Genomic DNA, 9,884 nt, shown 5'->3' with positions numbered 1-9,884 from the left:
CCCTCGCAGCCACCCCCGACCGGAACGGAAACATCCGCCCCCGTTTGACCTCTTTCGTCGGACGGGAACTCGAACTCGACGCCATCCGTTCCGACTTGCACAGGGCCCGCCTGGTCACGCTCACCGGACCGGGCGGGTCCGGCAAGACCCGTCTCGCCGAGGAAGCCGCCGCCGGGCATCCGCAGGCATGGCTGGCCGAGCTCGCCCCGCTCGACCGGCCGGAGGCGGTGGCGGGCGCGGTGGTCAGCGCCCTCGGTCTGCGCGAGACCGTGCTGATCACCAATGAGATGACGGTCCCGCAGGACGACCCGGTCGCCCTGCTCGTCGAGCACTGCGCCCCGCGCAGCCAGCTCCTGATCCTTGACAACTGCGAGCATGTCATCGGCGCCGCGGCCGACCTCGCGGAGACCCTGCTGACACATTGCCCGCGGCTCACGATCCTCGCCACCAGCCGTGAGCCCCTGGGCGTCCCCGGCGAGTCCGTGCGCCCGGTCGAGCCCCTTCTCCCCGATCCCGCGCACCGCCTCTTCCGGGAGCGCGCGGCGGCCGTACGCCCCGACGCGAACGCCGTCCTGAAGGACACCGAGTCCGTGGACGAGATCTGCCGCCGGCTCGACGGCCTCCCGCTGGCCATCGAGCTGGCCGCCGCCCGGCTGCGGCTGCTCACGCCGCGGCAGATCGCGGACCGCCTCGACGACCGCTTCCGGCTGCTCACCGCCGGCAGCCGGACGGTACTGCCGCGCCAGCAGACCCTCCGTGCCGTGGTCGACTGGTCCTGGGACCTGCTGGACGAGGCCGAGCGCACCGTCCTGCGCGAGGTCTCCGTCTTCGCGGGCGGCTGGGACCTTCAGGCCGCGGAGACGGTGTGCAGCGGGCCCGTGGCCGACGTCATGGGGGCGCTCGTCGACAAGTCCCTGATCGTGGCCACCCCGTGCGAGAGCGGCGTCAGCGGCGTCATTGGCATGCGGTACCGCATGCTGGAGACGATCCACGAGTACGCCACAGAGCGTGCCGCCGAGGTCCCCGAGCCGACCGCCGCTGCCGGGCGCCGGCACAGCGCGTGGGCCCGTGCCCTGGTCGAGGAGGCCGAGCCCCGCCTCCGCTCCGCCGAGCAACTGCCCTGGATCCAGCGCATGGAGACCGAGCTCGACAACATCCGCGCCGCCCTGCACCGCACGATCACCGCCGGCGACGAGGAGCAGGCCGCCCACCTCGCCCTCGACATGAGCTGGTTCTGGTGGCTCCGCAACTACCGCCGCGAGGGCACGGACTGGGTGGACCGCATCCTGCGGCTGATGGCACTCCTGGACACGACCCAACAGACGAACGCCCCCGTCACCGCCGCCCTCCTGGACGCCGTCGACCCGATCGACGCGTACCTCGACGCACCCGAGCCCGACGACCACCCCCGCCACCGGTCCCGTATGCGGCTCCGGATGCTGCACCTGTTCCTGGTGGCGGAGTCGGGACCCGTCGGAGTGCCCAAGGAGGCACGCCTGCGGGAGTACATCGTCCGGCTGCGGGCGGAGTTCGAGCGCACCGGGCCGGACGCGGCGCGCTTCCCGGGGCTGGTGTGGCCGCTCACGGCGCTCGTGCTGGACGGCGCGGCGGCGGACGTCCGGGACCTGATGGACCTGGCGGTCGCCAACTGCCGTGCGTACGGCGGTGACTGGGAGGTCGGCGTCGTCCTGATGTTCCGCACGCATATGGTCGTCGACTCACCCGGCAACCTGGGCGGCGTGGACGACGATCTCGCCGAACTGCGCACACTCAGCCTCCGCGTCGGCGACCGCTGGATGCGCGCCCAGGTGTGCAGCGCGGCGGGCGAGGCGGCGATGGTCCGGGGTCGCCTGACGGAGGCGAAGGGCGAGTACGAGGAGGCCCTGCGCCTCGCCCACGAGGTCGGCGCCCACGCCGAGTCATCGTTCCTCATCGCTCGCCTCGCCGAGATCGCCTACCGCTCGGGCGACCGGCCCGCGGCACTGGCCGCGCTGGACGAGGCGAGCGCCGCGGCCGACCGCTTCGCGGCGGCGGACTCCCAGGCGTTCATCCACCTCCTGCGCGCGTACATGGCGCTGGACGAGGGGGACACCGCCCACGCGCGCGAACTGTCCGAGGCGGCTCGCGCGGCGACACTCCGGGGCACCCCGCCCCCGCAGTTCACGGCGATGCTCGCCCTGATCGACGGCATGGTGACGACCGCCGAGTCCGGTCCGGTGCACGGTCTGCCGAAACTGGCCGACGCCCTGCGGGCGGCGGTGGGCGGCCGGTGCTCGGAATCGGTGACGTCCACCCTGGCCGACGCGGCCGGAGGCGTCCTGTCCCAGCTCGGTGATCACCCACGCGCGGTGCGCCTGTTGGCCGCGGGGACCCGCTGGCGCGGCGGCCACCCGCGCCCCGTCCCCGAGGGTTACGAGGCCGAGCGCGTCGAGGCCGTCGCGCTCACCGCCCTGGGCCGTACCCGCTTCGAGGCCGAGTGCACCACCGGTTCGTCCTTCACCGGGAACGAGGCCGTTCAGGAGCTGGCCGAGGCAGTGAAGGACCACGCGGCCGAACAGACGCCCGACCAGAGCCCGAGTGGACACTCGCCGTCAGCTACCCGCAGGTGAACCTGGCCTCCGCCCAGTCCGCGAGCGCCACCACGTCGACGTGGCTGTGCGGCTCGACGACCAGCCGTACGGTCCGGCGACCGCTCAGGTCCAGATGGACGGGGACCGCCGGGTCACCGCCCGCGACCAGCGGGGACTTCCACAGCCGTACCCCGTCGGCGTACACGGAGAAGGAGACCTTGGCGAGGCCGTGCGTCCGGTCGTCGACGCCGACCAGCGCGTCGTACGCGGTGCACTGGCGGTTGAGGTCGACGGTGACGGAGGACAGTCCGTTGACGGTCACACCGTTCGCGTACGTCCTGCCCGCGATCGAGACCCCGTATCGCTGCCACACCCAGCTGCTCTCGCCGAGCCGCATCTCGGGCCGGGTGCCGTCGCCGACGATGCCGTACTCCAGCTCGTTCCACTGGAAGACCGCCGGGGGCGCCGGAGGTGCGGGCAGGGGAGGCGGCGCAGGTGTCGCGGTGGGAGTGGGCGTGGGGCTCGGGGACACCTTCGTGGGCGCAGAGTCGGGCGTTCGGGAGGGGGGAGGAGTGGGCGTCGGTGTAGGTGTCGGGACGGGCGTCGCCACGGGGCCCACTGCGGGGACCTGCGGCGTCGGCGCGGACTCCTTCTCGGGTTCCTTCTCGGGCTCCTTTGTGGCCCCCTTCTCCTCCGCGGGCGTCGACGGTTCCGGCTCGGGCGAGGCCTTGGCGACCTTCGAGGGTGGTGGACCGGCCGCCTGCCCGTCGTCCTTCCGGTCGTCGCCCGCCATCGCGAGCACCACCGCCGTGACGACACCCGCCGCGACGACGCCCGCGGCGATACCCGCCTTCACCGGCGCGCCCAGCCCTTTCGGGGCAGCCGCTCCACCACCGGCGCTCGTCCCGCCCGAGCCACCGCCCGCGGCAGTGTCCGCGCCCGCGGCAGTGCCCGTACCCGCCGCGGTGTTCGCGCCCGCCGCAGTGCTCGCACCCGCCGCGGTGTTCGCGCCTGCGGCACCGGCAGCACCCGCACCGGCGCCACCGGCACCACCAGCCACGAGCGCGGCCGTCTTCGCGTACCCGGCGGCCCCGCCCCAGCCGATGACCGCGACCGGCACCACGGCGGGGATACCGCTCGCGACCTCCTTGATCTGACCGGCGGCCAGCCGGCACTTGGCGCACTCCTCCAGGTGCTTGCGCAGCCCTCGTTCGGCCCGGGTGCGCAGACTGCCGCGTGCGTACGCCCCGAGCCGGTCGGAGTAGCGCGCGCACTCCTCGGAGTTGGTGGCGAGCGCGGCGCTCACATGGGCCTGGAGGTACGCCTGCTTGAGGCCCTCGCGCGCGCGGCTGGCGAGGACGCGCGTGCCGTTGGCGTCGAGCCCGAAGAGCGTGGCCACCTCGCTCGGCGACTCGTCCTCGACCTCGGTGTGCCACAGCACGGCCTGCCACCGCTCGGGGAGCGACCGGAACGCCCGCATGGCCATCGACTGCTCGGCGTCGTGCATCGCACGCACGTCCGCGCCCAGGTCCAGGCCCGCGCCGAAGGAGCCCAGCGACGCGGCGTCGTCGGATGTCCCGGCGCTGCGGGCCGCCTGCGTGGCGAACAGCGCGAAGTCGTCGACCAGGTGCTCCCGTCTGGCCGACTTGGTCCAGCTCGCGGCGACGCGGCGGACCGTGGTCAGCAGATAGGCGCGGACCGCGTGGTCGGGGCCGCTGCCGCCGCGCACCGCCTGGAGCACACGGGCGAAGACCTCGGCGGTGAGGTCGTCGGCGGTGTGCGCGTCCCGGCAGCAGCTGCGCGCGTACCGGCGCACGGCCGACACATGGCGCCGGTACAGCTCCTCGTACGCCGTGTCGTCGCCCGCACGCATCCGCCCGATCAGTTCGGAGTCGGACGGCGGCAGGTCGGGGTCGCGCTCCCGCGAGCGCGACAGGACGCCGTCGTACCGCTCACGCTGCGCCGGAACGCTGTGGCCGGACATGTCACCGTGACGGCCGGACACGTCAATGTGGCGGCCCGACACGTCACGGGAGCGGCCAGACACGCCACCGTCACGGGAGACGCCCAAAGCGCCCCCGGACCGCCCGTCGCCCTGACTCGGCACCTGCCGCGACGTCAGCCCACGGGGCTCCGTGCCCTCGTAGCCGCCCTCATCGCTCGGCTCGTCCCGCCCGTCACCGCCCTCGACGCTCATCGCGGAACACCCCCGCCGCCTGCAGACCCAGTCCCCAACACAGACCCCAACACCGGCTCAGGGTGCCATATTGACTCTTGTTCAGTACCAGGTTGTACGGGGTTGTGCGGGCGGCCTTCCGCGCGTCCCGGCTCCCTGACCTGAGTGCCGACGCGTACCCGCACGGGGAAGCCGCAGCGGACGTTCCCCGTACGGGAGTTGACGCGCCATGCCGCCCAGCCGCGGACTGAACCGCCGACCGGCTCGGCAACCCGAACCGCCGACCGGCGCTGCAACCCGGACCGGCAACCCGGACCGGCAACCCGGACCGGCAAGAAGTCACCAGGTCACGAGGGACGCGACCGCAACCCCTCCAGCAGGATGTCCAGCAACCGCGCCGACGCGGCCGCCTGCTGCGCGGCATCCGGCAGCGACGGCGCCGCCGTGGCTATCACCAGCAGGACGTCCGACACGGTCACGTCCGCCCGCAGCTCACCCGCCGCACGGGCCCGCTCCACGAGCTGCCCCACGACTTCGAGGAGCGCCGAGGCACCGGCGTCGTCGTCCACCGAGGCGTCCTGGGACCCGGACACGAGCCGCAGCTCGGCCGTCGGCTGGGGCCGCTGCTGCGGCACCCGCACCTGGTCCACGGCGACGCTGTCGGGCCCGTCCTCGGCGACCCCCACCCGCAGCACCTGCGGCGGCAGCAACCGCCCGGCGCCCGAGGCCACCGACGTCCGCAGGAAGCGCGAGAGCGCCGACCACGGCTCGTCCTCCTGCCCCAGCGCAGCGCGCGCCTGGTCGGTCAGCCGGGAGGTCTCCTCCTCGGCTATCCGCCGGACCAGCACGTCCTTGCTCGGGAAGCGCCGGTACACCGTGCCGACACCCACCCGGGCGCGCCGGGCCACGTCCTCCATCGGCGCGCCGTACCCCGACTCGCCGAACACCTCGCGTGCCGCACGCAGTACGTGCTCCAGATTGCGCTGCGCGTCCACGCGCAGCGGGGTCGTACGCGCATGGTCCGCACGTCCGTTGCCCCCTGCCGCGCTCATCGTGCCGCCCGGTGCGACGGCCGACGCGGAAGACCATTGAGAGTCCTGAATATGCATATGTGTTCCCCCGGTACTGACGTCTCCCCCCGGAGACTCTCCCCGCCATCGAAAGACCGGAGCGTGAGGATCGAGCTTGGTCCCCGAGCCGGCCCGCCCGTCGCGGACCACCCCGGACCCGACATGCCCGCCCGTCGCGGACCCGTCGAGCGGCGCACCCCCTACACCCCGTCAGGACACGAACATAGTTGAGACGGAGTCAATTCAGAAGGGGCAGATTCCGCACAGAGCGCCCCCCGATCGGAGCACGGGCCGGAATCACCCCGATTGATCCCCCTGCTGCAACCGGACCCACACCATCTGACCTGCGATTCTTCTCCGCACTCCGGCATTTCGGCCAACCCTGCGCACCCGCGACTTCCGGTCACACAAATTGCCGGGCCTGTGGACAAACTCCAGCGGCGGGTGCGTCATGGGATGGTGAAGGAACGTGTGCGCATCCTCATCGTCGGCGGCGGCTACGTCGGGCTGTACACCGCTCTGCGTCTCCAGCGGAGGCTGAAAAGGGAGCTCAAGAGTGGCGCGATCGAGGTCGTCGTCGTCTCCCCCGACCCTTATATGACCTATCAGCCCTTCCTTCCCGAGGCCGCCGCGGGCTCCATCTCGCCGCGCCACGTCGTGGTGCCGCTGCGCCGCGTGCTCGACCTGTGCAAGGTCGTCATCGGTGAGGCCAGGGCGATCGACCACGCCAAGCGGACCGCGACGCTCACCACCCTCGCCACCGAGGAGGAGGGCGCGGGCGCGGAGCAGATCACGTACGACGAACTCGTCCTCGCCCCGGGCTCGATCGCGCGCACCCTCCCGATCCCCGGACTCGCCGAACACGGCATCGGGTTCAAGACCGTCGAGGAGGCCATCGGCCTGCGCAACCACGTCATCGAACAGATGGACATCGCCTCCTCCACCCGCGACCCCGCGATCCGTGACGCGGCCCTGACCTTCGTCTTCGTGGGCGGCGGTTATGCCGGCGTGGAGGCGCTCGCCGAACTGGAGGACATGGCCCGCTACGCCGCGCGCTACTACCACAACGTCAAACCGGAGGACATGAAGTGGATCCTCGTCGAGGCCGCGGGCCGAATCCTGCCCGAGGTCGGTGAGGAGATGGGCCGCTACACGGTCACCGAGCTGCGCCGCCGCAACATCGACGTACGCCTGGAGACCCGCCTCGAGTCGTGCGCCGACCGGGTGGCCGTCCTCAGCGACGGGGCGCGCTTCCCGACGCGTACGGTCGTGTGGACCGCCGGAGTGAAACCGCATCCCGTCCTCGCCGCGACCGACCTGCGGCTGAACGAGCGCGGCCGCCTGAAGTGCACCGCCGAGCTGACCGTCGAGGGCGCCGAGCACGCGTGGGCCGCCGGCGACGCGGCCGCCGTCCCCGACGTCACCGCGGAGGAGCCCGGCAAGGAGTGCGCCCCGAACGCGCAGCACGCCGTGCGCCAGGCCAAGGCCCTCGGCGACAACATCGTCCGCTCGCTGCGCGGCGAGCCCCTGGAGACGTACGCCCACAAGTACGCCGGTTCGGTTGCCTCCCTGGGGCTGCACAAGGGTGTCGCCCACGTCTACGGGCGCAAGATGAAGGGCTACCCCGCCTGGTTCATGCACCGCGTCTACCACCTGAGCAGGGTCCCCACGTTCAACCGCAAGGCCCGGGTGCTCGCCGAATGGACCCTGTCGGGGCTCTTCAAGAGGGAGATCGTCTCCCTGGGTTCACTCGAACATCCCCGTGCGGAGTTCGAACTCGCTGCCGGTGGAAAGCCTTCTCAGGACCCGAAGGGGTCGTCCTGACCGGATCCAGGAACTCCGCCGACCGGGCCGGCGTCTGACGAATGTCGGCCCGGCCGGTCGGGCTGCCAGACTGGTTCACGATCGGGTTCGCGACCCCGGGCGGGCCGACAGACCCCGCGCGTCCACCAGGCGTTCCCAGCGCCGCGTCCCCCGGGGACACAGTTCTGGATAGCGTCTGTGACGCGGGCGGACCCCGGCCGGATCCGGAGCCGACCGCCACCCACAACACAAAACGAGGATTCGGTACTGCATCTCCCGGGGGACACCCCCGGACCCCGGCCGAACCGGGGCCGGCACCAGACGACAAGACGAGGCAAGGATTCGGTGAACTTCACCCGCTGGAGCCCCCGGCTCCCCGGAATGCAGCGCCGCCCCCCAGCGCGGACCGAACTCGCGGACGCCCCCGACCGTAGGGGTGACGGCTCCGTACCCGCGGCGCGCACCGAGCGGCCGACCGACGGCACGCTGTGCGCGCCCGCAGTCAACGAGCTGGCGACCCGCGAGGTCCTCGACCGCATCCCGGCCCTCGTCGCCCTCGTACAGGGCCCCGAACACCGCATCGCCTACGTCAACGACGCCTATGTGGCGGCCTTCGGCACCCGCCCGGTCGGCGAGCCCGCCCGCGAGGCCCTGCCCGAACTGCAGGAACTCGGCCTGCTGCCGCTCCTGGACCAGGTACTGCGCAGCTCCAAGCCTCGCACGGTCAAGTCCCGCAAGGCTCCCGGCGGACGCTCGTACACGATCACCTGCACGCCCGTCGACATCTCGGCCACTCCCGAAGGAAGTGGCGCATCCGGCAGTTCCGACGGCAAGGCCGACGGCGGGGTGCTCATCTTCGCGGCCGACGTCACGGACCACGCCGAGGCCGCCGAGCGGCTGCGCGCCAGCGAACGCCGCCAGCGCGAAACAGCCGTCACCCTCCAGCGCTCCCTGCTCCCCCAGGAGCTGGAGCACCCCGACGACCTCCGTATCGCCGCCGTCTACCACCCCGGCGGCACGGATGCCGCGGTCGGCGGCGACTGGTACGACGTCATCACCCTCGGCGGTGGCCGCACGGCCCTGGTCATCGGCGACGTCATGGGCAGAGGCGTACGGGCGGCAGCGGTGATGGGCCAACTCCGCACGGCGGTCCGCGCATACGCCCGCCTGGACCTCCCCCCTCACGAGGTCCTCCAGCTCCTCGACGGCCTCGCCGCGGAAATCGACCCCAACCAGATCGCCACCTGCGTATACGCCGTCCACGACCCCAATGAGGGCCGCCTGGTGTACGCGTCGGCGGGCCACCTGCCCATCCTGGTCCGCGACGAGAGCGGAGTGGTCCTGCGCGCCGACGAACCCACCGGCCCCCCGCTCGGCACGGGCGGCTGGCTGCACGCCTCGGGCTCCGTTCCCCTCGGCCCCGGATCGACGGCCGCCCTCTACACGGACGGCCTGGTGGAACGCCGCAACGAGGACCTGGACGAGGGCATCGCATCCCTGGAACGCGCCCTCGCCGGCGCCACGGGCACCCCCCAGGTGATCTGCGACCGCCTGGTCCGCTCGGCCGGAGTCAAGGCTGACCACGACGACGACGTGGCCGTCCTGGTCCTCCAGCACCCCGCCCGCACCGGCGCCGACAGCGAACTCTTCCGCAACGCCGCCCTGGAACTGCTCGGCGGCGTGGAAGCAGCCCCCCGAGCCCGCGCCTTCGCCTCCGGGGTCCTCACAAGCTGGCGCTTCCCACCCGACCTGCACGACCTCGGCGTCCTCGCCGCCAGCGAGCTGGTCGCCAACTCCCTCCAGCACGGCACCCCACCCATGCGTCTGCGCCTCCGCCGCACCGACCGCCGCCTGATCGTCGAGGTCACCGACGGCGACGACCACCTCCCACTCCGCCGCCACGCCGACCCGGCCGACGAGTCCGGCCGCGGAATCGCGATCGTCGCCACGATCGCCTCCAACTGGGGCGCCCGCCGCGCCCCGGACGGCGGCAAGGCAGTCTGGTGCGAATTCGCCCTCCCACGGCCAGCCTCCAACGCCTGACCGAAGAGACCGCAGCCCCTCCGGAGTTCGACAGCGGGTGCTGAGGGCCAGCCTCCGAAATCGAGGTTGAGGATCGGCCTCCGAGCCGGGGCCTGGGGGCCTCCGAAATTGAGGTCCGGAGGTCTCCGAGATGTGGTTCGGGGCTGGTCCGCTCCGGACCCTGGAGTCCGGGGCGGAGCCCCGGGTGATGGGGGTTCCAGGGGGCGGAGCCCCTGGGGGCGG

The 9,884-nt window shown here is 72.6% G+C and carries 5 protein-coding genes; 3 read left to right on the top strand and 2 right to left on the bottom strand.

Annotated features, from left to right (window positions below; translation table 11 throughout):
• The coding region (locus FPZ41_RS41505) for an ATP-binding protein (protein ID WP_152869428.1) at positions 1–2,609 on the top strand (2,609 nt) is incomplete at its 5' end.
• Here the strand turns inward: FPZ41_RS41505 and FPZ41_RS41500 are convergent.
• Both FPZ41_RS41500 and FPZ41_RS41495 read right to left on the bottom strand, forming a co-directional pair.
• On the bottom strand, positions 2,596–4,767 hold the full coding sequence (locus tag FPZ41_RS41500) for a sigma-70 family RNA polymerase sigma factor (protein ID WP_152869427.1): 2,172 nt from the start codon (positions 4,765–4,767) through the stop codon (positions 2,596–2,598). The genes FPZ41_RS41505 and FPZ41_RS41500 overlap by 14 nt on opposite strands.
• 326 nt (positions 4,768–5,093) lie before the next feature.
• Positions 5,094–5,855 (bottom strand): TetR/AcrR family transcriptional regulator, encoded by a 762-nt coding sequence (locus FPZ41_RS41495; protein ID WP_152869425.1) that lies wholly within the window; start codon positions 5,853–5,855, stop codon positions 5,094–5,096.
• A gap of 417 nt (positions 5,856–6,272) precedes the next feature.
• Here FPZ41_RS41495 and FPZ41_RS41490 point away from each other — a divergent pair, with 417 nt between their 5' ends.
• Both FPZ41_RS41490 and FPZ41_RS41485 read left to right on the top strand, forming a co-directional pair.
• Positions 6,273–7,640: an NAD(P)/FAD-dependent oxidoreductase gene (locus FPZ41_RS41490; RefSeq protein ID WP_152869423.1), complete on the top strand. Its 1,368-nt coding sequence runs from the start codon at positions 6,273–6,275 to the stop codon at positions 7,638–7,640.
• A gap of 324 nt (positions 7,641–7,964) precedes the next feature.
• Positions 7,965–9,662 carry an ATP-binding SpoIIE family protein phosphatase gene (locus FPZ41_RS41485; protein ID WP_322621391.1) on the top strand — a complete coding sequence of 566 codons (1,698 nt, stop codon included), beginning with the start codon at positions 7,965–7,967 and terminating at the stop codon, positions 9,660–9,662.
• Positions 9,663–9,884: the final 222 nt, after the last annotated feature.

This window comes from Streptomyces acidicola (assembly GCF_009377235.1).
GTDB lineage: Bacteria > Actinomycetota > Actinomycetes > Streptomycetales > Streptomycetaceae > Streptomyces > Streptomyces acidicola.
Note: the sequence above shows the minus strand (reverse complement) of the source record. Positions and strands in the feature narration are given on the sequence as shown.

Excerpts from the sequence above, each read along its gene's own strand:
- FPZ41_RS41500 (WP_152869427.1), bottom strand. The coding sequence starts at position 4,767 with ATGAGCGTCGAGGGCGGTGACGGGCGGGACGAGCCGAGCGATGAGGGC.
- FPZ41_RS41495 (WP_152869425.1), bottom strand. The coding sequence starts at position 5,855 with ATGCATATTCAGGACTCTCAATGGTCTTCCGCGTCGGCCGTCGCACCG.
- FPZ41_RS41490 (WP_152869423.1), top strand. The coding sequence starts at position 6,273 with ATGGTGAAGGAACGTGTGCGCATCCTCATCGTCGGCGGCGGCTACGTC.